The following is a 22,903-nucleotide window of genomic DNA, read 5'->3' on the forward strand; positions in this document are numbered from 1 at the left end:
CGCAAGCCCACGAGCGGTGACTTCGGGCCGGTACACGTTTCCGCATGAGCCCGAAGCGTGGAGACCGAGTTACGGTGCCGCCACCGGATGACGAAAGGGACATTCGGTTCGCTACCAGCGATGCGGTCAGAGGCTGGGAAGAGCTGTGCCGTCATGCCCTGGCCAATACGCGCCGGTGCTTCGAGGTGCTGCGGGTCGATCCCCGTTCGCGCTCCAGTCACGACCGTCAGCATCGCCTACGCGGCGACCTCGCGATTCATCGTCACAATGGCAAGGATTTGGAGCAGTGGGAATTCGAGGTCACGAGTGGCGGGCGTGTGCGCTATGTCATCGATGACACCATCCGTACCGTCTGGTTGATCTATGCCGCGCCTCGACACCCTAAGGACACCGAATAGTCGACTACTGATGCATGGACCAAGTGTTACCAGTGGTAGTTTCCCCACTATCTGTGGTCGAACCTAATGTGGCTTCGACCGAAACTCAGCCCACAGATCGACCGCCTCCTGGAGATCAAGAGCCGCTACGTCCTCACGGGACATGCCGGCCGTGTAGATCAACCGGTCTGCGAGCCAGTCCGGCACCGGCTCTCTGGGAGGCGGTTCGTCGATCAGAATGTGATCGGCCAGGGCGCCCAGACGCTCGATGACCTGGCCGAGCCGGACAACCTCCGGCCGATCGGTGCTCGCGGCACGAACTCGGGACGTGGCCTCTGCATACATTTCCGCATCTGCCCGCTCACCAACGGCCCATACTTCGCAGATCTCGATGGATTTGTCCTTGGTGATGCGATAGACGACCCGCCAGGTGTTGCGGCCGACCACAAGCTTTCGAAAGCCCGTCAGCTCTCCACCGAGTGGATAGCCGGCCTCGGGGTTGTCCAGCAGGAGCATGACCTTTTTGAGCACCTTGGGGGCCGCGTCAGGGCCGATTCGTCGCAGATCGTCAATCGCCGGCGCCGTGAAGACGACTTCGGACACGACTATTCGTCATCCGGAATCGCGGCCAGCGACTCACGGGTATGCCCAAAAGCAGAGAGCACGTCATCGAGTGCGAACCGCTCCCCCGTGTCGGTGACGGCCCGCGCGAGCACCAGCGCCAGATCTCGCAGATCGGCGGCGGCCTCCTCCAACTCGTTGAGCCGCCGGATGCTCACCACCGCAGCCACGGGTTGATGGCGCCGAGTCACCACCAGGTCGGCCCCTTGCTCCGCGTCGGCCACCAGACGGGCCACACCGCGCTGGGCCGCCTCGGTAACGCTCAGCTCGGTGGCGTCATGCAGGACAGTCATATGTCAACTGTATAGGAAACTGTGCAAAAAACAGCCCGGCAAAGTTGCCTGGATCGTTTGATCATCTCGACCCGGGGCGGGCACCGCGCTGATGCGGGCTTTGCCGTACCCCTTCCTGGAGGCGATCAGCTTTTCGTTTCGTGGAGGGTGGTTGCGCGGGTGAGGAAGAGGGCTCGTTCTTGGTCGTTGCGGGTGAGGGTGGCGGCGTGTTCGAATGCCTCGCGGGCTTCGGTGAGACGGCCCAGTTTCGCGAGTAGATCGCCTCGTACGGCAGGCAGCTGCGGATATGTCGTGAGTGCGGGCTCGGTGACAAGCTTGTCCACGATCTCCAGGCCCTTCGCGGGGCCGTACGCCATGCCCACCGCGACCGCGCGGTTCAACTCCACGACGGGAGAAGGGGCGACGTGGGCGAGCACCCGGTAAAGTGCGGCCATCCGGGCCCAGTCCGTGTTCTCGGCGGACAACGCGCGGGCGTGGCAGGCGGCGATGGCGGCTTGCAAGCCGTATGGGCCGAGGGCTCGTATCGGGTCCTGCGACGCAGCAGGTCGACCGCTCGATGCTTGGCGGTGAGCATGAGCCATGCGCCGGGGTTGTCGGGCACACCCGATTTGGGCCATTGCTCCAGCGCGATGACCAGCGCATCCTGCGCGAGTTCCTCTGCGAGGCCGACATCGTGCACCATCCGGGCAAGTCCGGAGATCACCCGGGCGGACTCGATCCGCCACACCGCCTCGACCACACGATGAGGATCGCCAACCGTCATGTTCACCGATCCAAGCACTTTCCGCGGCCCGCCCGGGGGGTTGGTACGGCGGAGCCGCGGATCATGGACTGGTCACGCCGAAGCGAAATCCTCAGGACCGAAGACACGGAGAATGTCGGCCTCGCCCTCCCAGCCCTCCCAGTGGTCTCGGTGGATCTTCAGGAAGCGGGAGGTCCACTCGACCGCCTCCTCCTTCGACCTGACCTGATAGAGGGCGTAGCTGATCAGCTCCTTGGCCTCGGCGAACGGGCCGTCCGTGACGCTCAGCTTCCCTCCCGTGAGCGCGACCCGCGCACCCTCGGCACTCGCGGCCAACCCGGCGTTGTCGAGCATGGCACCGGCCTTGGTGGCCTCCTCCCCCAATGCGGCGATGGCCTCCATCAACTCGGTCGGCGGCGGGGTGGCGGGCTGGTTGGCGACCTTAAGAAGGACGACGTAACGCATGGTGCTTCTCCTGGGTTGCGGTCGTGGAATGGCGTGGTCGGGCAGGTCTAGCGGGTCTCGGGGGCGACGTGCTGAAAGAGGTGGAGCGACAGGGCGGAGAGCCAGGTCCAGGCGATCACGACTCCGGCGACGAAGAGGAGAGTGCCCCAGGCCGCGCCGGCACCGATCGCGACGGCGACGAAGCCCGCCAGGAACAGCCCTCCGGCGAGCCGGGAGTAGACAGCCCATCCCGTACGGCCCGCCGCCGCGAACCTGTGGGCGACGACGAAGCAGGCCGCGATCAGGCAGAGAAACCCTACGACGCCGAAGTGGAGCATCCCATGCCAACTGACCGCTCCTGGGCCCTCAGGTGTACCCGCAGGAAAGCCCATCGCCGGGTCGGCTCGGAAGACACCCGCGCCGACCAGGCTCACGCCGTACACACCGACGAGCCGGGGTGCCCATGTCGTGCCGCGTCCCGGGGTGAGGGCCCGGCGCAGGCCCGCCGCGCAGGCGAGGGTCGTCAGCGCGGCGGCCAGGAAGTTGGCGATCTGGATCCAGCCGAGGTCGCCGTTGGCGAGCAGGCTCCAGGCGTGGCGGGAGAGGTCGAAACCCTCCCGGGTCAGCGCTTGGGCGAGGGACACCGCGATGTACAGCGGTCCGGCGATGACTCCGTAACCGAGCAGTGACCTGGTCACGCTTATCCGTGGGTCACAGGTCGTCTTCGTCGTCTGCGGGGTCATGGCCTTCTCCTCGTGAGTCCGGGGCTGGGGTCGTCTCGGCCCTTTGACTACGCTTCGAATGGGATCACGCTGTTTCGACAGATCGGCCGGAACTTTTTCAAGATTCTTTAGGACCGGTGTTTCCGCAGTTCAGCACCGATGGCGGCGGGTTTCATGTCCTACCGCCATGCGGAGACAGCGCGGTTCGCAGGACGGGCGCGGCGGCGGTGCGGCAAGTCGTGCACCGAGCCGGAAGGGCTTCCCTGCGCCACCGATCAGACGACCGGGCAGTAGGGCGATGACGCGGACGAGGGCGCGGTGCACACCGGAAGGTTCAAGAAAATTAAGATCAACTTCTTGAAAATTAAGGATGTATCGGGTATAACTTTAGACATGGCAGAGCAGGCGATGGACTGGCAGGAACTCACGAACCTCACCCAGGGCCGGCCGTTCCTCGTCGAGCGAGTGCGGCTGGAAGGCGGCGTCGCGATCGAGGGCGAGTTCGAGCTCCCGCAACTGGCTCAGCTCAGCGTCGAGGACCAGATCTTCGTGACGGCGTTCGTGCGGAGCCACGGCTCCATCAAGGAGATGGAGCGCGTCTTCGGGGTGAGCTACCCGACGATCAAAGCCCGGCTGAAGCGGATCGCGCAGGCACTCGACTTCGTCGAGACCGACCCGGCGCCCTCAAGCGCCGACGTCGTCGACCGGCTGCGCCGCGGCGAGATCACCGCGCAGCAGGCACTGGCCGAACTGGAGGGCCGCACATGATGCCCTGGCTGGTGACCGTCCGGGTCAAACGCGCGGGCCGCCGTACCATCCGCGTCTGGGTCCCGGTGCTCGTGCTCTTACCGCTGCTGGTCCTGGCCGCTCTGGCGGGGGTTGTGGCCTGCATGGTCTACCGCATCAGTGTGGTGCGGGCGCTGGGCGCCGCGGGGGGCGTGGTGTCCGCGTTGCCCGGCACCCGGTTCGACATGGAGTACGGCCGCACGGGCGTGCTCGTGGCAATCCGATAGGAGAGGGTGGAATGAACGAACAGCGCAAGGACGTCCTCGGCATGCTGGCCGAGGGCAAGATCACCGCGGAGGAGGCCGAGCGGCTCCTCGCCGCGCTGGAGCAGGAGCGGACGCCGGCTGCGGCGGGTCCCGGCACCCGGCCGAAGTATCTGCGGATCATGGTGCACACCGTTGAGGAGGGCGAGCCGGGGCGGATCGACGTGCGGGTGCCGCTGCAGCTGCTGCGGGCAGGTGTGCAGCTGGCGGCGCTGATCCCGCCGCAGGCGCTGGGCCAGGCGAACGCCGAGCTGAGCAAGTCGGGCGTGCCGTTCGACCTGACGCAGCTGAAGCCCGAGCATCTTGAGGCGCTGGTGGAGCACCTCGACGAGGTGACCGTGGAGGTCGATCAGCCCGATGCGAAGATACGTGTCTTCTGCGAGTAGGCGCCGTCCGGTCGGACGGGCCCCCGAGAGGGTGCTGCAACACCCTCCCGAGGCCGCGCCCGCTACAGCAGAGCACGGTTGAACTGCCAACCTGAAGCCTAGCCGGTAGCCCATGGGCCACTCGGACGAGTGGCCGCGTGAGCCCGCCGGAGATTCGATCGCCGGGCTTCGCCGGCCACGTGCCGCCGCCCTGACGGCAGCCATCCCCCTGCTCAAGAAGCAGGATCCGGCAGAGGCCCGGCAGACCGTCATCGCTGCCATCCCCGCAGCCACCCGGACCTGCCCCGGCATGGCCAGCCGAAGCCTCAGCCACCCGGAGCGGTCCCGGCATGGCCAGTCGACCCCCTCGACTCCGCTTGAGGGGTGGTCGCGGCGCCTCCCCGAACCCCAGCGTGGCGACCGTCGGCAAGGATGTCGACCTACTACTCATCGTGCCCAGGGCCGACCGGCGGTCTGCACATGCCCCGCCGGCTGCTTCCCGCCGCGTTGCAGGGGCGTCACCGAGGGCGGCGGGCAACGCCTGCGCCCGACCCTGATGACCGCGGTCGCCACCATCATTGCCGGCGGCAACAGCCCGACGTAAGAGCGTTTGGCGATGGCGCATGCCACGAACGGCCCGGCACTTGCGGCCTCGATCGGGGCTGCGAACCGACCCCCTCCCGCTCATGGAAGCCCGCGAGCAGAGCCTCACAAGATCAAACACCGTAGGTAAGGAGATTCATAATGGGAACCGGCGACAGCGGCTTCTCCGCAAGAGGGCTGCGCAGAGTGCGTGAGGTGCTGACACGGCATGTCGAGTCCGGGAAGATTCCCGGGCTTGTCGCTCTGATCGGCCGGGGCGGTCAGACACACGTCGAAGCGATCGGGACGATGCGACACGACGGGGGCGCGCCGATGCGCCGGGACACGATCTTCCGGATGGCCTCCACGTCCAAGCCGGTCTCGATCGCGGCCGCGATGGTCCTGCTGGACGAGTGCCGACTGCGGCTGGACGATCCGGTGGAGCCGTGGCTGCCCGAACTGGCCGACCGGCGGGTGCTGAAGCGGGTCGACGGCCCACTGGACGACACCGAGCCGGCGCGACGGCCGATCATCGTACGGGACCTGCTGACCTCCAAGTTCGGGCTAGGCATGGATATGACGGCGCTCGGCACTCCAATCATGAACGCGGTTTTCGAGCAGGGGCTCACGCCCAATCTTCCCGAACCGATGCCCGAGCCGGACGAGTGGATGCGCCGTCTCGGCACGCTTCCGCTGATGCACCACCCCGGAGAGCATTGGCAGTACCACATCAGCAGCGACCTACTCGGCGTGCTCGTCGCCAGGGTCACGGGCCAGTCGTTCGAGGCGTTCCTGCGCGAACGCATCTTCGACCCGCTGGGCATGAAGGACACCGGTTTCCACGTGCCCGAAGGCCAGATCGACCGGCTGCCGCCCCTCTACGCCCCCGACCCGCAGACCGGCGAGTTCATCCTGGGGGACGACCCCAGGACGGGACGCCACAGCAGGCCCCCGGCGTTCCAGGGCGGCGGCGGTGGACTGAACTCCACCGTCGACGACTACCACGCCTACTTCCGGATGCTGCTGAATCACGGGATGCACCGGGGCGAACGGATCCTCTCCCGGCCCGCCGTGGAGCTGATGACCACCAACCGCATGACGCCCGAGGAGACAGCCGCCCGCATCACCCTGGCCGGCAGATTCGTCCACGTGTCGTACGGCCAAGGGCAGCACGGCGGCTGGGGCTTCGGGATGGCGGTGCGCGCCTACCGCGGCGACTACGCGCCCATCGGCCAGTTCGGCTGGGACGGCGGAGCCGGCACCTCGACCTACGCCGACCCGGAGAACCAGCTCGTCGGAATGGTGCTCACCCAGGTTGGGATGACCACCCCGGATTCGGCACGGGTGATCCACGACTTCTGGACCACCCTCTACCAGGCGATCGACGACTGACCCCGATGGGGTTGGGCTCAGCCCTATGTACCGCCGCCTGAGGTGAGGTCCCCTCAGGCGCGGCCCCGGCCTCACGCCCGGTAGCCCCGGCGCGGGGCGGGGCTTGGCTCTGGCTACCCACCGCCTGAGGGTGAGGTCCCCTCGGGCGGCCCTGGCCTCGCACCTGTGAAATCGGGCGGGTTGGATTTCGGTGATTGCCACGGGGATCCATCCCCTGTCCACCGACACATCGGTGCGCGGTGACTCCCGACCGGTCTGGGTACGGTGACCCGGCGCGGGGCCACGTCACGCGGGCTTTGCCGTACCGCCTTCATGGGGTCTGGGTACGGTGACCCGGCGGTAACGGGCAGCTGAGGTCACGCCGTCTTGGCCCCTTAGCCCCTTGCCCCCTGCCAACCAGGTCAGGGCGTGGCATATCCGAAAAGTCGGGTAACGGTACGACTTCAGATGCGTTGTCCTTGGGGATCATTCGTTAGTCTTGATCTTCACATTTACCGCACATGAGGATTTTTCAGGACTTCGGCGATGGCGACGGCGAGTAGCTGAGCTTTTCCGCAGTTCAGCCCCCTTCCGCCCCCGAAAGTTCCCCTTTCCTCAGACCGTCCAGCTCAGGACGGTTTGCTCCCCTCGGAGGACCAGTGAGACTACGGTCTCTACTGGCGAGCATCTGCGTGCTCGCCATCGCCGGGACGGCCGCACTCGCCGTCGGGTCACCAGCTCAAGCGACCACCGATGACCCCACTGTGGCCAAGAACCTCGTAGCCGAAGTGCAGAAGGGCGAGAAGGTACGCGCGATCATCGAGATCGAGCGCGGCCAGAGCCTTGCAGGCGTGGCCAAGTCCGCTGAATCCGCCTCACGCGCGACCAGCGTCATCAGCCAGGCCGGCTCCGACGGGTTCATCGTCGCCACCGTCGACAAGGCGACCCTCGCCGAACTCAAGACCGATGACCGTGTGAAGGCCATCTACAAGGACGAACTGAGCAAGCCGACGCTCGACGCCAGCACCAAGCTGATCGGTTCGGACAGGGCCAACAAGGCCGGCTGGACCGGCAAGGGCTCCACGATCGCGATCATCGACACGGGGATCGACCGGGACCACCCCTTCTTCGCCGGACGAATCAAGGGTGAGGCCTGCTTCTCCACCAACGACCCGGAATGGCAGGCCGTCTCGCTGTGCCCGAACGGCGAGCAGGCCCAGACCGGCCCCGGCGCGGCCGACGCCGAAACCGCGCAGTGCATGGTGGGCGGCGAGAGCAAGTGCTACCACGGCACCCACGTGGCGGGCATCGCCGCCGGGAAGAAGACCGGGAACGCTCCAGCCAACGGCGTCGCGCCGGAAGCGGGCATCCTGCCGATCCAGGTGTTCAGCCGGTTCAACGGCCCCGTCTGCGCGCAGCAGGGTGTCGCCTCCCCCTGCTTCCTCAGCTTCATCTCCGACCAGAAGCGCGCGCTGCAATATGTCGACGAGGTCCACGCGGGTCTGAACGTCATCGCGGCCAACATGAGCCTTGGCGGCGGCCCGAAGTACACCGTCCACTGCACCGGGGCGGCTCTTGAGCCGGAGATCGTCTGGCTCACGCAGTTCGGCGTGAGCACGGTCATCTCGTCGGGCAACAACAGCCACGAGGACGGCGTTGTCAACCCCGGCTGCATTGAAGCCGCGGTCACAGTCGGCGCGACCGACGACCACGACACCCCGGCCGCCTTCGGCAACCGCGGCCACCTGCTCGACCTCTTCGCGCCCGGCGTGGCCATCAACTCCGCCCTGACCGGCAACACCTACGGCCCCATTAGCGGCACCTCCATGGCCGCCCCCCACGTCGCGGGCGCCCTGGCGCTGCTCCGGCAGGCGTACCCGAGCACGCCCACGGAGAAGCTGGTCGAGAAGCTGCAGACCACCGGCAAGAAGATCGAGTACCGCAGCTCCGAGAAGCCCGTGACCACCCCGCGGATCGACCTCGTCGCCGCTCTCCCGCCTATGCCGACCGCGTCCCCCACCCCGACCGCGACCCCGACGGCCACCGCGACCGCCACAGCGGCCCCCTCGCCGACCCCGACCCCGACGAAGAGCCAGGAGCCCACCGACCCCGGCATTGTGACCGACCCGATCCCGGTCCCAGACACGTGCAAGCGGGGCAACGGCACCAAGCCGCTGAACGCCAAGCAGTGGGCGACCGAGATGCTCCGCGGTAAGGGCAAACTGAGCGACAAGACCCTCGTCTGCTATCTGACGCTCGCACAGAACGGCAGCAAGGTCTTCCCCGAGGTGACCGACGCCGGCTCCCTCGGCAAGGCCTACAAGGTCCTCGGCACCAAGAGCAAGAGCGCCAAGGCCCTGCTCGACCGTGAACTGCTGGCCGCCTGGCTCAACTACGCCCACGGCGTCCACAACGGCTCCAGCAAGGTCAACGGCAGCACCACGCTGAAGAAGGCCATCGGCATCGCCGAGCGGTACCGGACCGCCAACGGCACGTCCGCCCAGCTCAAGAAGTCGGCCGTCTACTTGTACAAGCACGTCAACAAGTAGCCACGCCAACGGAGGTCGGCCACGTCATGACGTGGCCGACCTTCGTCATGTCGTCCCTGTTGAAGCCGAGGTACGGCGACGCGTAGGAGCCGTCCGAACGGGTTCACGGTCGGCAGATCATCGGTAACGACGAAAAGACCGACGGCGGATCGCCCAAATCATCAGGCCATGGCACGCGTCTGACTCATTCGCCGCCGCACCAGATCGACGGAGACGATCAGCTGAACGCCTGGATCAGATCCGCATGAGTGAAGGTGACCTGGACGGAGCGAGAGTCGGCGTCCTTCAGAAACGTGTTGAACTGCGGATCGGAGAAGGCACTACCCGGGGTCATATCCTTGACCGGGTTCGAACCGGGAGCGGTGGTCCGGTGCCGGGCATACCAGGGGTCGATCGTGTAGCACTGCGGGCCCCATGAATCGACGTCATTGGCCGTCCCCGCCCGGTTGACCACGACGAAGGCATGGCCCCCCTGGAGACCGTCGTAGTTGACCAGCTCCACGACCGAGCCCTGGTCGAGAAGGTCGTTGTGGAGAGCGAGATGACCGAGGACCGCACAGGCGAACCCCGTGCAGACACTGCTGGTGAACTCCCCCAGCGACTCGGCGCCACGCTTGAGGTAGCCGGTCTTCAGACGTGCGCGGAGTTGCTCGAAGATGGGGCTGGTTAGAGCGTTCCACTCCAGCTCCTTGTCGAGCAGACCGTGGTTCTTGGCTGCGCCGGCGAAGTTGATCTTCTCGCCGCGGGTGGCGTTCGCGAACGTCTTGGCGTCCGCGATGAGCTGCGGCACCTTGTGATCGGTGCCCGGAGGGGCGCTGAAATTGGCTGTAGGCCCCTCCGCGATCGAGGTGAACGGATTCCAAATTTTGGCGGTGTGCAGACGGGTGTTCTGCAACGCCTGATTGATGGCGGTCATCGCGGTGAGCTTGGACATCCGTACATCTCCTCGTCTCGGGGCACCGCATGATCTCATTCCACCAATGCCCCATGTACCCCTTTTACCGACAGGAAGAGGATCCCCCCGAGGTATGCCGCATCGGCAGGCTGACGCCAGGCTCCCAAGTGAGAGACACACTGGTCGCCGGAGACACGAAAGCGGAAAAGTCGGACACCGTCATAATTCGAGAAGCGAAATGCGGACGCTGACCCGCACGCCCTGAGCGCTCACCACACCACCGGCATCGTGGCCACGCCGCACACGACGGTGAGAAGCGATGTGTGGGCCCGAAGGTTTGACGAGAGTGCCACTCACCCCATGACAGCCGGATGAGATGATTGCTTGCAGGCCGATTAGCACAGCTGCCTTCATGGCTCATGGGGCTAACTGCCATTCGGGCAGCTTCGATCGTCACTGGCGGTTCCCCGAGCTAGTCGTCAGCCTACGGAAGGCCCTTGGCCTCGATGACCAGCCCCTCGGGCGGCGACTTGATGGCATCGATCAATTCAGCCGGCTCGTAGAGCAGCGACCGACTCCACGAGGCCTGCTCTCTCCAAAGCATCAAGAACGTCATCCACTGTCTCTGGCGGGTTGGTCCGGGAGTCCGCGATCTGCTGCACGCAGGCCCAGACAATACGTCCATCCAAGGCAATCTGCTCAAGTACGAAGTCATCGGGTGACATCACCTCGATGTCCCATGGCGAGAGGTGTTCTGAGGGAAAGTCCTTGAGGTTGGATGAGACGATGATTTGAGCTCTCACCTTGATGGCCGCAGCGAGCACGTGCCGGTCACCCGGATCAGGAAGTTTCAAGCCTTCAATCAGAGGCTCATGTCCCTCGACCAGGCAATCCCGGACGGCTGAATTCATAAGGGAACGCAGCTTGCCCAGCCTCTCCTCCGGAATGTCAGGACGGTTGGCAACAACATTGCGTTGCATCTCGTCCAGGATAGCGTTGGTCCACTTCGCCTGGATTCGTCCTGTCATGGCCAGACGGATGAGCAGGTCACGAAGCGTGTTGCCATAAAGCACGTTTGCGTCGTAAACCACAACAAAGCCCATACCTAAATGCCCAGCTCCTGACCCAGATCAGCAAGTTCATCGGCAACCGTACGCCTTTTCGCGTCATCACGACGCTTGTACTCCTGAAGGTCCTCGTATGTGACTCGCCGATGCTTGCCGATCAACCGGAAGGGGATCTCTCCAGCTTCCAGCAGCTTGATCAGATAGGGGCGTGAGACGTTTAACATATCCGCTGCCTGCTGAGTCGTCAGCTCGGCATGCGACGGTATAACCGTAACTCCTCGGCCTTCAGCCGCCTGAGCGAGGATGAAAGCAAGGAGACTCGCGGCTTCGCGGGGCAAGATCAAAGGATCTTCGCCGCCATGCTCGCCGGCGACCTGGATGGTGGCCTGATTGGGATACCGCATGAGGTAGTCCTTGATCCGACGCACGGCGCGACCGGCCACCTCGGCATCGATCATCCCCGGCTGGACTCGCTTGGCCTGCACGTCTGCCATCACAACACCTCCTCTTCGCAGTATCCGCAACAAGCGAAATAAACGCAAGTCGTGATCCGGCTTGCCCACAGAGGCTCCACATGAGTCCCTGAAGCCAGGTCCAAGAGATCGCTATAGCGGTCAGCCTGCCTGCCCGATGTGGCTTCACATGAAGATCCGGTCAGACTTCGACCACCACGGCGATCCGAAGAGTGTGCTGTTCGCCGCGTGCCGGCCGGTTGAGATGATCATTTGCAGCCCGACCAGCACGTCCGCGTCCTCAGCTTCACCGTGCGGTCCTAAGCCCGGATTCCTTCCGGGGAACTGCGATGCTCCCTGAACTAGTCGTAGGTCTCGGGAAGGTCCTCGGCGTTGACGACCAGGTCCTTGGGCGGGGGCTTGATGGTTACCTTGGCGCCCCAGCCGGTGAAGCGCATGTCGGAGGCGAGTCCCAGCTCATAGTCGTCATTCGTCTGCTGAGAGGCCGCCGTGGTCAGGCGGGTGACTCTGGCCCGGGCATCGAACCAGAGCGCCCAGCGGACCTTCTCCCCACGTTCAAACTCCCCACCTAAAGGCTGACCAGGGATCTGAGAGGTATAGATGGTGCCCTTGGCCGCGCGCGGGCTGATGGAGGAGGCGGTGGCAAGCAGCACTTGCAGCGTACGAGGTTCCAGGAGGTCGAGTGTGACGTCCATGGGACTGTTCTCGGGCCATGGACTGCGCAGCCACTTCTTTCCCTTGGGCAGCTTGCGGGCCGTCTCACCGCCCGAGGAGTAGTACGCGCCTTTGGCTTTGATAAGCCGCGTCGGGTTAAGAACGTCTTCGTCCAGCATTTCGGAGCGAACCGGGGAGTCGGACGTATTGCTGTCCTCTGTCTCCACCAGCCCTCCCTTACGGAACCCGGCTACTCGCGTGGTCCGTAAGGTGGCGAAGTGCTCCCCGTCAGCCGTCACGCGGGTGACCACGGAGATGGTGACGCCCCTACCCGGCACAACCTGGGCGCGAAGCGTCTTGACCGGATCGGGCGCGTCGGCAGGGATGGACAGCAGTGTGAGCGGGAGGAGACTTACGACAAGACCGGCGGCGATCCTTCTCATCTCGATTTCCTTCGGCGTCCGGGGAGGGGAATCTTTCCAGCCGAAGATCACTGCGCCGACTCAATATGAGCCTGGCCTACAAGAGCCCTACCCGGATGTCCCATGGCGTGTCGTGCTGTCATGCCGCAGTAGCCTCCGAGGTTCTCCACGCTTCGGGCTCACGCCGAGACCTGCACTGGCCCGAAGTCGCCGCTCGCAGGCTTGCGTGCTCGGCACAGCGCGCAGGGTCAGCCTCGCCCCCGGCCGTGTGACCTCCTGAGTAGTGGCATCGAGGTCCGACTCGGCCGCTGCAACAAGTTCCAAGGTGAAGGCGCGCAGCTCGTCCGGAGACAGGTGCCGCCCCCAGGGGAAAACCTCCGGCACGGCCAGAGGATCAGGGCAAGAAACACTTGCGTCCACGCTACGGGCTCTAGCTCAGATCGAACTCGCCGCCTTTGGCTCCCCCCAGGAATGCCTTCCATTCGTCAGGCGAGAAGACGAGTGCCGGTCCATCGGGGTTTTTACTGTCACGCACAGCGACAATCCCTGGAATGTTGCGGGCGACTTCAACGCACTGACCGCCGTTGTCCCCGCTGTACGAACTCTTCGTCCACTGAGCCGCCGTGAGGTCTACGTCCACCGTGGTCAACTCTCTTGGGTCCATCGCTGCCTGGTCTCCTTGATTATCCTGAGCGACTCGCTGGGGCGGTGAGCCTCTGAGCGCAGTTTGTCATACCGCGTCCAGATCAGTGACACGAGTTCAGGGTCCGCCGACACCTCGGTCTTGGTCGCCGAATCCACCGAAACGGTGGTGGCTGCTTCAGGCAGTTCGGCAATGGTGAAGGCCGACAACAGTCCCACTGTGCATGGTGCGTCGTAGGGGACGATCTGGATATGGATGTTTGGCCGTTCGGTCATGGCCAGAAGGTGCTCAAGCTGGTCGAGCATTACGGTCTGTCCGCCGACCGGTCGACGTAGAACCCATTCGTCCACGAGGACCCACAACTACCTCGACGAGCACGGCACCGGTGTGTGGTTCGAACTCTCCATCCCCGACTGGGCGGGCGCCTGATGGGATTCACGGCAGCGCCGGAGAGGCGCGGAGGCGACGTATCCAAGGTGCAAGACCCGGTCTTCCGGGACAACCGCGGCCGGCTGTTCGTCCCGCCAACGGGTGAGCACGACCCCCGGTTGCAACAGGCGGTCGTGCGCCTACTGCCCGGCGGCCTGGTCTGGCGGCGGCTGTTCCCATGCCGTGCGGACCAGGTACGGCAGGCGCGAGCATTCGTGCGATTCATGACATACGGCCACCCCCTGGCCGACTACGCCGAGATCGCCGTATCCGAATTGGCCAGACTGGCGGTGACCCGCGGTGCGGACAGGCCGTTCTTCACGTCGTTCGTCGTGGAGGTGAAACAGTTCGGCCCCCAGGCCGAAAGACTACGCCTCAGCGTGTACGACTCCGGCCCCAACGGCATACCCACCCACCGCGAGCGCCACATTTCAGTCCTCGACCAACCCCCACCGAGAGAGGCCGGCGACCTGGGGATGGAGGTCATCCACGCCCTACCCGCGACCGTCCGCTACCGCGACTCCTACGACGGGCAGCCGTCCTATCCGGTGAGCATCGAGTTCAACGGCCTCCCCCCGGAGTACGACGATGACGACGAGGAGTTTTACGACGACTCGGGCAAAGGGGCCTGATGCCGCCAGTGTGCCGGCACTCATGGATACGCTGGTGGAGAGTCTGCACGCTGAGCCAGAGATCGATCCCGTGGTGCGCTCCGGGTGAGGCTGGGTTGCTGTTAGTGTTGGCGACCTCAGATCCGCAACCTTCTCCCGATGGTCTTGAGGGCCCAAGCTGAAGCACGTGCTCCAGCTGTGGGGGAAGGCGCAAGATCTCCATTGACAGTAGGAGAGTCTTGCCATGCGTGAAATCAAGCAGATCAAGAGTGCGCCGGAATCCGGAAAACTGCGGCTGCTGACCGTGGTCAGCGCGCGGAAGGACGCCGGCAGCAGCCCGACTGGGATCGTCGGACGGAGCCTGGCACAGCAGTTGCTCGCCGTCGGCGATCGCGTGCGCGTGATCGCCGAGTCCGACCAGTTGGCCGACTGGCCTGATGCGGTCGAACTTGTCGAGGGCTCCATCACCCGGCCGGAGGAGTGCGCCGAGGTCTTCAACGGCGTTGACGGTGTCTTTCTCGCCGGCGCCCAGCCCTCGACGGTTCAGGATGCGCTCGCGCTCGCGCTGGCCGCCGGTGTCCGGCGTATCGTGGTGCTGTCCTCGCACGGGCCGGAATACGAGGAGTCCTATCCGCCGGAGACGTGGTTCTGGCTGGCCATCGAAAGAGCCGTCGAGCGTTCAGGGATGGAGTGGACTCACATCCGCCCATCGGCTGTGATGGGGTCCATGCTCGAAGGCAGCTATCCCGCCACGGGATCGGACTGGCCGGACACCATCCGACGCGAACTGGTCGTCCGGGAGGCATTCCTGGACGAAGGCCACTATCCGTTCATCCACGAAGACGACCTGGCTGCCGTCGCAGTGTCGGCACTGCGCGACGACGAGTACGTCGGCGGCATCCTTGAGGCGGTCGGCCTGCCGCTCAGCACCCTTTCTCGCGTGCGGAGCATTGCCAAGGCCATCGGCCGCGACATCGACGCCGTCGAGCTGACACCCGCCGACAGCCGCACGAACTGGCGCCGTCGTGGCTGGCCCGACAGCGGCATCGACGTGACGCTGTACGCCCTTGAGGAGTACGGCGCGCAACTGGCCGAACTCACCCAATGGACGCTCGATCAACGGCCTTCCGTACAGGAGATCATCGGCCGCTCACTGCGCACCTACGACGACTGGGCGATCGAGAACGCAGACCGGTTCCGCTGACTCCTGGCCTGCGGCCGGCCCTACCGCGAGCACCGTCCCCAGCCACCGCCGCCCCCAGGGGCGGCGGGCCGCAAGGTTCGGCCCCCAGAAACACCCCGGCCCAAGTCCGCGCTCTCTATGCCCGCAGGGTACGGCGGAGCCAAGGGGGCCAGCGCGGCCTCGACCTCGGCGCCGAGATAGCCGGCAGCCGCACCACGGACATCACCCGCAGGTACGTCGCGGCCTTCTTCGACCTGCACCTGCGCAAGAAGCCTCGACCGCTGCTGGACAAGCCGTCGGCCCGCTACCCCGAAGTCAAGCACTGCTCCCCCGAGACGAAAACCTGCTAGCGCAGTGCCTCCTGCGGCTTCTCGGACAGGTAGCGCCACCCCAGCACCCCGTACCAGATCATGATCGGCAGATGGAGGGCGTATCCGAGCTGTTCCAGCGCCGCCGTCGGCCCAGCGGTCCCGGTCGTCCACGGAAGGGCGACCGCGGCCAAACCTGAGATCGCGGCGACCGCACCGGCGATGCGGAGCCTGCTGGACATCGGGATGGCGACCGCTGCCGCGGCTGTGGCTGCGACCCACAGCAGCCCGGCCAGGTTGACCCCCCACTTGGCGGTGAGCATCACCGCCAAGGCCACGGTGGTGGCCGCCGGGGCGGCGGGGTCGGCGGCCAGCTGAGTCAGTGCCAGGTTCCCGGCGTCGTGAAGCAGGCCCGCGAGCCCGGCGGCGGCCAGCAGCCCGCCGGCCAGCCTCTCCAGGTGCGGTTTGGGTGCCTCGGCAGAGCGAGCAGACATCAGGAGCCCGGCCGCGGTCAGTGCCAGCCAGCCCAGCACGTCCAATGCCAGCTCGGTCAGATGCAGTCCGGACCGCTCAGCCACCGCGGCCAGCGCGGCGGCAGGATCGGCCGAATTCAGGGTCAACCCCGATGGCACCACGATGGCCACAGCGACAATCATGGCCACTAACGAGGTCAGCAGCAGGACACCGGTAAGCCGGGTCCGAGGGTACGAATCGGTCATGGACGGTGACGGTAGAACCTTGCCGCAGGGGCAAAGTCAACATGCCGCGGAGAGGAGCCAAGGTGTGGCGGATCGGTCAACTGGCGCACATGGTCGGCGTGTCCGAACGTACCCTGCGCCATTACGACAAGATCGGACTGCTGGCTCCCGCCGCAGTGGACCGGGGCACCGGCTATCGCTGGTACGGCGTGGCCGAGCTGTCACGGCTGGAACGCATCCGTGGCCTGCAACGTCTCGGCCTGCCGCTGCGCCAGATCGCCGATCTGCTGGACGCTCCCGAGGCGCAGCTGCGACAAGCCTTATCCGAGATCGTGACGGGCATCCAGCGTGACATCGCCGCTTTAGCCGCCACCGCGGCTCATGCCGAGGACCACCTCGCCACGCCGATGTCGATCCTGCCGCAGCAGGCCGCCATGAGACCGCGCCGCCTACGCGTACGCCGGCTGCATCTCGACCATCCGTCCGAGCTCGCCGCCGTGTGCCCGGCACCGCCGGCGACCCTGCTGACCTGGCTGCGCGGACAGCCGACCGGCGGGTTCACGGCGGCGGTGACCACCGACCGCGCCGGCGAGCAGCTCACCCTGCCCGCCCGTGCCGTCGTGCGAGCCGTCATTCCGCCTTCCACAGACGTGGTCCGCGCCGGACAGGAGCTGTTCGACTGGCTACACCGCCACCACCTGGCCATCACCGGCCCCACCGTGGAAGAACACCTCATCGACGCCGAAGGCGCCCACGCCATCGTTCTGGAAGCACCCATAAAACGGCACCCCCCTACCGCTCCTCGAACCGGGGCCGGATAACAGGACAGCTCACACCCAGGAGCTGAGCGTGAGCCGCACGCCGATGTCCGCGAAGTCGGTAGGCGCCAGGCCCGTCGGGCACAAGACGCCCGAGCCGCCGATCTCGCAGTACCCCGCACCGAACGGCAACTGGGGCTTCTAGTCCTTGGGCACTGCATCCGGACCGATCCTGCGGAGATCATCAACGGCCGGAACGGTGAATACGACGTCGGACGCCGCTACTCGTCGTCATCCGAAAGTGCGGCCAGCGACTCACGGGTATGCCCGAAGGCGGAAAGGACATCGTCGATCGACGTCCGTCGCCCGCTGTCGGTCGCCGCCCGCGCAAGAACCAGCGCCAGATCCCGCAAATCGGCCGCGGCCTCTTCCAACTCGTTGAGGCGCCGTATGCTCACGACCGCCGCAACCGGCTGATGCCGACGGGTCACCACCAGATCCGCCCCCTGCTCCGCATCAGCCACCAGACGGGCCACCCCTCGCTGCGCGGCCTCGGTGACCGCATGAGACACCGTGCCCCCGATGCCGCAATAGCCGCCGGGGTTTTGTACTGGTGGTAGCGGTTCGCTCCAGGCAGCAATTCACAGCTCCTCTGGGAGGAGAACGAGCGAACCCATGTGTGCGGGCCGGACCACAGTGAAGTGACGGCGATCAAGCGTGGCAACCTCTGCGATGTCCAATCGCTCAGCGATCGCGATCACCGAAGCATCGACCGCCCCATGAGGCAGACTCGCGTACGTCTCGACCAAGGAACTCATGCGAGTCAAGTCCTCTGCCGTGAGCTCGACCAGCGTCAAACCCGACCCGAAGGACTGCAGAAAGGCCGCCTCGGCCTTGCTGCCCTGCCTGCTTTCGGCGAGCTGGCACACCTCGGTGATCACCGTAGGCGGGACGAGCAAGGGGCCGGGATGACTAGGCAGAAGGCTCGCACACGCCTTGTGATGGTTGTCGCGGCTGTTGATCGCGGCTACCAACGGACCTGAGTCTAGGACGATCACAAAGAGTGATTGTCCTCCGAACGGAGGATCTCCTCGGCACGTTCCGCGAAATCCGGCTCCACATCCAGCATGCCGATGAACGGCAAGTCACGAACTGGTTGCGGCTCACCGAGTTGATCCCGGACAAGGCGAAGCAGAGGGGCGACCTTCTCCTCCGGCAGCCGATCCACCAAGTGATGGAGTTCCTCGCGCATCACGCTCATATCACCGAGTGTAGAAGACACATGCCCGCCTCAGAGAGCAAGCTCTTGATCAATTAGCAGAGCGGCCCTGCGCTCTTCATGCCTCGCCGGACGTCAGGCCAACCGGGCAGGAGACACCCGTGCCCCCGATGCCGCAGTAGCCACCAGGGTTCTTAAAAAGATATTGCTGGTGATAGTCCTCGGCGAAGTAGAACTCCGGGGCGGGGGCGATCTCCGTGGTGATGGCAGGGTAGCCGTTCGCGGTGAGGACGGTCTGGTAGGCGTCGCGGGAGGCCAAGGCGGCCTTCTCCTGCTCGGGGCTGTGGGTGTAGATCGCCGAGCGGTATTGCGTGCCGATGTCGTTGCCCTGGCGCATGCCCTGGGTGGGGTCGTGGGCCTCCCAGAAGACCTTGAGGAGCTCCTCGTAGCTCACCTTGGCGGGGTCGAACACTACGCGGACGACCTCGGTGTGGCCGGTGCGGCCCGAGCAGGTCTCTTCGTAGGTCGGGTTCTCCGTGTAGCCGCCCTGATAACCCACGGCGGTGGTCACCACGCCGGGGGTTTGCCAGAACTTGCGTTCCGCGCCCCAGAAACAGCCCAGCCCGAAGTCCGCGATCTCCACCCCGGCGGGGTACGGCGGAGCGAGCGGGGCGTCGAGGACGGCGTGGCGTGGGGGCACGGGGATGGGGGTGGGGCGCCCGGGGAGGGCGTCTTCTCGTGTGACCATCGTGGTCTTGTTGCCGAACAGCCAACCCATGATCTCACCCTCCGAATCGGCGCAGTGCCCACTCAAGCAGTGCCCACTTAACCAAGCAGTGCTCACTCAACATGCCCATCGACCTCAACCAGTGTAGGTCGGCCGTGATTCCCGTTAGCAGTGCTTAACTGTCCGACAAGTGATACTTATTTGTGTTAAATGCTGTAAGCAGTAAAAATGGGGTACATGCCTGAGTCTCGCAAGGGTGTCCTATACGGCATCGCCGCCTACACCATGTGGGGCTTGTTCCCCCTCTACTGGCCGCTCGTCAAGCCTTCAGCACCCGTCGAGATCCTCGCCCACCGCATGGCATGGTCCCTGGTGGCAGTCGTGGCGATCCTCGCGATTCGCCGGCACTGGTCGTGGTTCCGGCAGATCATGCGCCAACCCCGCATTCTCGCCCTCCTGGTGGTGGCCGCCGTGGTCATCTCCGTCAACTGGGGCCTCTATATCTACGCCGTCAACACCGGCCGCGTCGTCGAGGCGGCTCTCGGCTATTTCATCAACCCCCTCGTCAGCGTGCTCTTCGGCGTGATGGTGCTGCGTGAGCGGCTGCGGCGGTGGCAGTGGGTGGCGGTGGCCCTTGGGGCGGTGGCCGTCCTGGTGCTGGCGGTGGACTACGGCAGGCCGCCGTGGATCGCGCTGGTGCTGGCGTTCAGTTTCGCGGTCTACGGGCTGGTGAAGAAGACCGCCAATGTGGGGGCCGCCGAGAGTCTCACCATGGAGACGCTGCTGCTGCTGGCCCCCGCGCTCGCCTACCTGATCATGCTGGAGCAGAACGGCACAGCCACGTTCGGCCACAACGGCCCGCTGCACGCGGCGCTGCTGGCGGCGGCCGGGGTCGTGACCGCGGTGCCGCTGTTGTGCTTCACGGCGGCGGCCATCAGGGTGCCGCTCACTGTGATCGGGCTCCTGCAGTACATCGCGCCGACGCTCCAGTTCCTCTGCGGCGTGCTGATCATCAAGGAGGTCATGCCGGCGAGCCGCTGGATCGGGTTCGCGATTGTGTGGGCGGGGCTGGCGGTGTTCAGCTGGGACAGTCTGCGCACCGCCCGCCTGGCGCGCCGTGCGGCGCTGGCCATGGAGACCGTGGCGCCGCCGCAGGTTCAGCCGGAGCGTTCTAGCACGTAGTCGCAGAGGGCCATGAACGCCGCTCTGGCCGGGATGTCGGGCAGGGCGGCGATGTCGTGACGGGCCCTGTCGGTCCAGGCGAGGAGTTCGGCGCGGGCGAGCGCCATCGCGGGGTGGGCGCGCAGCAGGGTGAGTGCCTCGTCGATGTCGACCTCGGCGACGGGGCCGGCGAGGAGCTCACGCAGGCGGGCGTCGGCGGGGTCGGTGGAGGCGAGCACGTGGAGCACGGGGAGGGTGCGGATGCCCTCTCTAAGGTCTGTGCCGGGGAGTTTGCCGGACTCCGCGGAGGTGGCGGCGACATCGATGAGATCGTCGCCGAGTTGCCAGGAGACGCCGATGGCCTCGCAGACGCGGGTGAGCCGGTCGACGATCTCGTTGTCCGCCCCGGCCAGCATGGCGCCGAAGCGGCCTGAGGTGGCGATGAGGGAGCCGGTCTTGTCGGCCAGCACCTCGATGTAGTGCTTGACGGGATCCTCGCCGTCGCGGGGGCCGATGGTCTCGCGGATCTGGCCGCGCACCAGGCGGGAGAAGGTCTGGGCCTGGATGCGGATCATCTCAGGGCCGAGGTCGGCGAGGATCTCGGACGCCTGGGCGAACAGGTAGTCACCGGTGAGGATCGCCACCGTGTTGTCCCACCGGGCGTTGGCGGTGGGTGAGCCGCGGCGCACGCGAGCCTCGTCCATGACGTCGTCGTGGTAGAGCGTGGCGACGTGGGTGAGCTCCATGACAACGGCTCCGGGCACCACGCCTGGGGCGGGGCCGGAGCCGAACTGCGCGGCGAGCAACACGAGCATGGCCCGGAAACGTTTGCCGCCGGCTTCGATGAGGTGTTTGGACGCCTCCGTGACGAAGGCGTCCTCACACTCCACCGATGTCCTGAGGAGTTTTTCCGCTGCGGCCAACCCGGTGGCCACATCTCGCGCCAACCGTTCGTCGACGAAGGGCAGGTCAACAACCGGTGGCGCGGCCAAGGGAACTCCTATCGAACAAACAACGTAGCTGCGGCCTTATTGGCCAGATCGAGCATGGGCTCTGGGAACACCCCAAGGACTACGGTAGCCGCTGCCGCGACGGCGACCACCGTAGCGGTGCCGATAGTAGGGGCCGCGACACTCGGGCCGTCCGCCGCCGGGTCGCTGAAGAACATCAGCACGATGACCCGCACGTAGAAGAACGCGGCGATGGCCGAGGTCACGACACCGACGATCACCAGGGGCAGCACCCCGCCCGCCACGGCGGCCGAGAACACGGCGTACTTTCCGAAGAATCCGCTGGTCAGCGGGATGCCGGCGAAGGCTAGCAGGAAGAACGCGAAGATCCCGGCGAGCATCGGCGACCGCTTGCCGAGGCCGGCCCAGCGGGACAGGTGCCCGGCCTCGCCACCCGCGTCGCGCACCATCGTGACGATGGCGAACGCGCCGACCGTGGTGATGCCGTATGCGAGGAGGTAGAACAGCAGCCCGGACAGGGCGTTCTGGTTCTGCTCCGGCCCGCCGGTCGCGATCACGCCCGTGAGCAGGAAACCCGCGTGCGCGATGGACGAGTAGGCCAGCATGCGCTTGATGTCGGTCTGCGTGATGGCGAGGATCGCACCCACAACCATCGTGAGAATCGCCACACCCCACATGACAGGGCGCCAATCCCACTCGAAGCCCCCCAGAGCCACCCAGAAGACCCGCAGAACGGCCCCAAAGGCCGCAACAAGGGTGCCCGAGGCCATCAGGGCGGTGATGGGTGTAGGCGCACCCTGGTAAACATCCGGCTTCCACGCCTGGAACGGCGCAGCACCGATCTTGAACAGCAGACCCACACCGAGAAGCGCCGTGCCGACGACCAGCAGGGTGTCCTGGCCACCGACGTTGGGCAGCGCCTGGTGAATGGCGGACAGGTCGACCGACCCGGCGTAGCCGTACACGAACGCCATGCCGAACAGGAAGAACGCCGACGAGAACGCCCCAAGCAGGAAGTACTTGACCGCGGCCTCCTGGGACAGGAGACGCCGGCGGCGGGCCAGCCCGCACAGGAGGTAGAGCGGCAGTGACATGACCTCAAGGGCCACGAACATGATCAGCAGGTCGTTCGAGGCGGCGAAGAGCAGCATGCCGCCCACGGCGAACAGCACGAGCGGGTAGACCTCGGTCTGGGACATCCCCGCGACCTCGGCGTCCTCCTCCTCGATGCTTCCGGGGACGGCGGAGGCCTGCGCGACGAAGTTGTCCTCGTCGTTGATCAGGAGCACGCTGACGAAGGCCAGCACCGCGATGACGGCCCACAGGAACAGCGTGGGCCCGTCCACCGCCACCGCCCCCATGGCGGAGGGGGCGGTCGGCACGCCGTTGACGAACACCTGCACAAGCACCAGCGCGAACGAGCCGACCAGCGCGAGCAGCGTCAACGGAACATGGATGGCCTTACGCATGTAGCGCGGGGCGAACGCCTCGACGAGAACTCCAAGGATGGCCGCCCCGAAGACGAGCAGCATCGGAGCGAGCTGCCCGTATTCGATGGTCGGCGCGGCG

At 65.9% G+C, this 22,903-nt stretch carries 28 protein-coding genes and 1 pseudogene; 10 read left to right on the plus strand and 19 right to left on the minus strand.

The window, feature by feature from the left end; genetic code table 11:
• The first annotated feature begins 44 nt into the window (after positions 1-44).
• Positions 45-398 carry a hypothetical protein gene (locus tag Ssi02_RS18390; protein WP_204027028.1) on the plus strand — a complete coding sequence of 118 codons (354 nt, stop codon included), beginning with the start codon at positions 45-47 and terminating at the stop codon, positions 396-398.
• A 63-nt stretch (positions 399-461) separates the two neighbouring features.
• Here Ssi02_RS18390 and Ssi02_RS18395 read toward each other — a convergent pair whose 3' ends face one another.
• From Ssi02_RS18395 to Ssi02_RS18415, 6 genes and pseudogenes are all read right to left on the minus strand, one after another.
• On the minus strand, positions 462-980 hold the full coding sequence (locus tag Ssi02_RS18395) for a type II toxin-antitoxin system RelE family toxin (protein ID WP_204027029.1): 519 nt from the start codon (positions 978-980) through the stop codon (positions 462-464).
• Between the two features lie 2 nt (positions 981-982).
• Positions 983-1,291 (minus strand): type II toxin-antitoxin system prevent-host-death family antitoxin, encoded by a 309-nt coding sequence (locus Ssi02_RS18400; protein ID WP_204027030.1) that lies wholly within the window; start codon positions 1,289-1,291, stop codon positions 983-985.
• 125 nt (positions 1,292-1,416) lie between these two features.
• On the minus strand, positions 1,417-1,791 hold the full coding sequence (locus Ssi02_RS40100) for an RNA polymerase sigma factor (protein ID WP_275410709.1): 375 nt from the start codon (positions 1,789-1,791) through the stop codon (positions 1,417-1,419).
• 83 nt (positions 1,792-1,874) lie between these two features.
• Positions 1,875-2,054: pseudogene (locus Ssi02_RS40105) on the minus strand (RNA polymerase subunit sigma-24); the annotation flags it as partial.
• Between the two features lie 72 nt (positions 2,055-2,126).
• Entirely contained in the window at positions 2,127-2,498 is a 372-nt protein-coding gene (locus Ssi02_RS18410; RefSeq protein ID WP_204027031.1) for a YciI family protein, read from the minus strand.
• Positions 2,499-2,545: 47 nt separating this feature from the next.
• Positions 2,546-3,220 carry a DUF998 domain-containing protein gene (locus tag Ssi02_RS18415; RefSeq protein WP_204027032.1) on the minus strand — a complete coding sequence of 225 codons (675 nt, stop codon included), beginning with the start codon at positions 3,218-3,220 and terminating at the stop codon, positions 2,546-2,548.
• Positions 3,221-3,607: 387 nt separating this feature from the next.
• Here Ssi02_RS18415 and Ssi02_RS18420 point away from each other — a divergent pair, with 387 nt between their 5' ends.
• The 5 genes from Ssi02_RS18420 (at position 3,608) to Ssi02_RS18440 (ending at position 9,115) form a co-directional block, all read left to right on the plus strand.
• Entirely contained in the window at positions 3,608-3,967 is a 360-nt protein-coding gene (locus Ssi02_RS18420) for a DUF2089 domain-containing protein (RefSeq protein WP_204027033.1), read from the plus strand.
• The gene (locus Ssi02_RS18425; RefSeq protein ID WP_204027034.1) at positions 3,964-4,212 is read left to right on the plus strand and encodes a hypothetical protein; all 249 of its coding nucleotides are present in this window, start codon (positions 3,964-3,966) and stop codon (positions 4,210-4,212) included. Before Ssi02_RS18420 ends, Ssi02_RS18425 begins: the two co-directional genes overlap by 4 nt.
• Positions 4,213-4,223: 11 nt before the next feature.
• A complete protein-coding gene (locus tag Ssi02_RS18430) occupies positions 4,224-4,634 on the plus strand; it encodes an SHOCT-like domain-containing protein (RefSeq protein ID WP_204027035.1) in 411 nt (136 codons plus the stop codon).
• A gap of 723 nt (positions 4,635-5,357) precedes the next feature.
• Positions 5,358-6,587 carry a serine hydrolase domain-containing protein gene (locus tag Ssi02_RS18435; RefSeq protein ID WP_204027036.1) on the plus strand — a complete coding sequence of 410 codons (1,230 nt, stop codon included), beginning with the start codon at positions 5,358-5,360 and terminating at the stop codon, positions 6,585-6,587.
• 638 nt (positions 6,588-7,225) lie between these two features.
• On the plus strand, positions 7,226-9,115 hold the full coding sequence (locus Ssi02_RS18440; RefSeq protein ID WP_204027038.1) for a S8 family peptidase: 1,890 nt from the start codon (positions 7,226-7,228) through the stop codon (positions 9,113-9,115).
• Between the two features lie 217 nt (positions 9,116-9,332).
• Here the strand turns inward: Ssi02_RS18440 and Ssi02_RS18445 are convergent, their stop codons facing one another.
• From Ssi02_RS18445 to Ssi02_RS18470, 6 genes are all read right to left on the minus strand, one after another.
• Positions 9,333-10,049 carry a hypothetical protein gene (locus Ssi02_RS18445; RefSeq protein ID WP_204027040.1) on the minus strand — a complete coding sequence of 239 codons (717 nt, stop codon included), beginning with the start codon at positions 10,047-10,049 and terminating at the stop codon, positions 9,333-9,335.
• 509 nt (positions 10,050-10,558) lie between these two features.
• On the minus strand, positions 10,559-11,113 hold the full coding sequence (locus Ssi02_RS18450; RefSeq protein WP_204027042.1) for a PIN domain-containing protein: 555 nt from the start codon (positions 11,111-11,113) through the stop codon (positions 10,559-10,561).
• Between the two features lie 2 nt (positions 11,114-11,115).
• Entirely contained in the window at positions 11,116-11,640 is a 525-nt protein-coding gene (locus Ssi02_RS18455; RefSeq protein WP_239129019.1) for a helix-turn-helix domain-containing protein, read from the minus strand.
• A 251-nt stretch (positions 11,641-11,891) separates the two neighbouring features.
• Entirely contained in the window at positions 11,892-12,647 is a 756-nt protein-coding gene (locus Ssi02_RS18460; RefSeq protein ID WP_204027044.1) for a hypothetical protein, read from the minus strand.
• 409 nt (positions 12,648-13,056) lie between these two features.
• Entirely contained in the window at positions 13,057-13,290 is a 234-nt protein-coding gene (locus tag Ssi02_RS18465; protein ID WP_204027046.1) for a DUF397 domain-containing protein, read from the minus strand.
• Positions 13,272-13,619: a DUF5753 domain-containing protein gene (locus Ssi02_RS18470; RefSeq protein ID WP_204027048.1), complete on the minus strand. Its 348-nt coding sequence runs from the start codon at positions 13,617-13,619 to the stop codon at positions 13,272-13,274. The genes Ssi02_RS18465 and Ssi02_RS18470 overlap by 19 nt, the downstream gene beginning before the upstream one ends.
• 78 nt (positions 13,620-13,697) lie before the next feature.
• Here Ssi02_RS18470 and Ssi02_RS18475 point away from each other — a divergent pair, with 78 nt between their 5' ends.
• Positions 13,698-14,330: an ATP-binding protein gene (locus Ssi02_RS18475; protein WP_204027050.1), complete on the plus strand. Its 633-nt coding sequence runs from the start codon at positions 13,698-13,700 to the stop codon at positions 14,328-14,330.
• A gap of 223 nt (positions 14,331-14,553) precedes the next feature.
• On the plus strand, positions 14,554-15,513 hold the full coding sequence (locus tag Ssi02_RS18480) for an SDR family oxidoreductase (protein ID WP_204027052.1): 960 nt from the start codon (positions 14,554-14,556) through the stop codon (positions 15,511-15,513).
• A gap of 325 nt (positions 15,514-15,838) precedes the next feature.
• On the opposite strand, the gene Ssi02_RS18485 is transcribed toward Ssi02_RS18480, so the two are convergent.
• The gene (locus tag Ssi02_RS18485; RefSeq protein ID WP_204027054.1) at positions 15,839-16,519 is read right to left on the minus strand and encodes a hypothetical protein; all 681 of its coding nucleotides are present in this window, start codon (positions 16,517-16,519) and stop codon (positions 15,839-15,841) included.
• A gap of 62 nt (positions 16,520-16,581) precedes the next feature.
• Here Ssi02_RS18485 and Ssi02_RS18490 point away from each other — a divergent pair, with 62 nt between their 5' ends.
• The gene (locus Ssi02_RS18490) at positions 16,582-17,319 is read left to right on the plus strand and encodes a MerR family transcriptional regulator (RefSeq protein WP_204027056.1); all 738 of its coding nucleotides are present in this window, start codon (positions 16,582-16,584) and stop codon (positions 17,317-17,319) included.
• Between the two features lie 218 nt (positions 17,320-17,537).
• On the opposite strand, the gene Ssi02_RS18495 is transcribed toward Ssi02_RS18490, so the two are convergent.
• From Ssi02_RS18495 to msrA, 4 genes are all read right to left on the minus strand, one after another.
• Positions 17,538-17,828 (minus strand): type II toxin-antitoxin system prevent-host-death family antitoxin, encoded by a 291-nt coding sequence (locus tag Ssi02_RS18495; RefSeq protein ID WP_239129020.1) that lies wholly within the window; start codon positions 17,826-17,828, stop codon positions 17,538-17,540.
• Between the two features lie 69 nt (positions 17,829-17,897).
• Entirely contained in the window at positions 17,898-18,314 is a 417-nt protein-coding gene (locus Ssi02_RS18500) for a type II toxin-antitoxin system VapC family toxin (RefSeq protein WP_204027058.1), read from the minus strand.
• Positions 18,311-18,538, minus strand: coding sequence for a hypothetical protein (locus tag Ssi02_RS18505; protein WP_204027060.1), 228 nt, complete (start codon positions 18,536-18,538; stop codon positions 18,311-18,313). The genes Ssi02_RS18500 and Ssi02_RS18505 overlap by 4 nt, the downstream gene beginning before the upstream one ends.
• A 55-nt stretch (positions 18,539-18,593) precedes the next feature.
• Entirely contained in the window at positions 18,594-19,253 is a 660-nt protein-coding gene (msrA, locus tag Ssi02_RS18510; RefSeq protein WP_204027062.1) for a peptide-methionine (S)-S-oxide reductase MsrA, read from the minus strand.
• A 186-nt stretch (positions 19,254-19,439) separates the two neighbouring features.
• On the opposite strand from msrA, the gene rarD reads away from it, so the two are divergent.
• The gene (gene rarD / locus Ssi02_RS18515) at positions 19,440-20,384 is read left to right on the plus strand and encodes an EamA family transporter RarD (RefSeq protein ID WP_204027064.1); all 945 of its coding nucleotides are present in this window, start codon (positions 19,440-19,442) and stop codon (positions 20,382-20,384) included.
• Here the strand turns inward: rarD and Ssi02_RS18520 are convergent.
• Positions 20,360-21,355: a polyprenyl synthetase family protein gene (locus Ssi02_RS18520; protein WP_204027065.1), complete on the minus strand. Its 996-nt coding sequence runs from the start codon at positions 21,353-21,355 to the stop codon at positions 20,360-20,362. The two genes, rarD and Ssi02_RS18520, sit on opposite strands and share 25 nt — an antisense overlap.
• 8 nt (positions 21,356-21,363) lie before the next feature.
• Positions 21,364-22,866: an NADH-quinone oxidoreductase subunit NuoN gene (gene nuoN / locus Ssi02_RS18525; RefSeq protein WP_373870169.1), complete on the minus strand. Its 1,503-nt coding sequence runs from the start codon at positions 22,864-22,866 to the stop codon at positions 21,364-21,366.
• Positions 22,867-22,903 lie beyond the last annotated feature (37 nt).

The organism is Sinosporangium siamense (assembly GCF_016863435.1).
Classification (GTDB): domain Bacteria; phylum Actinomycetota; class Actinomycetes; order Streptosporangiales; family Streptosporangiaceae; genus Sinosporangium; species Sinosporangium siamense.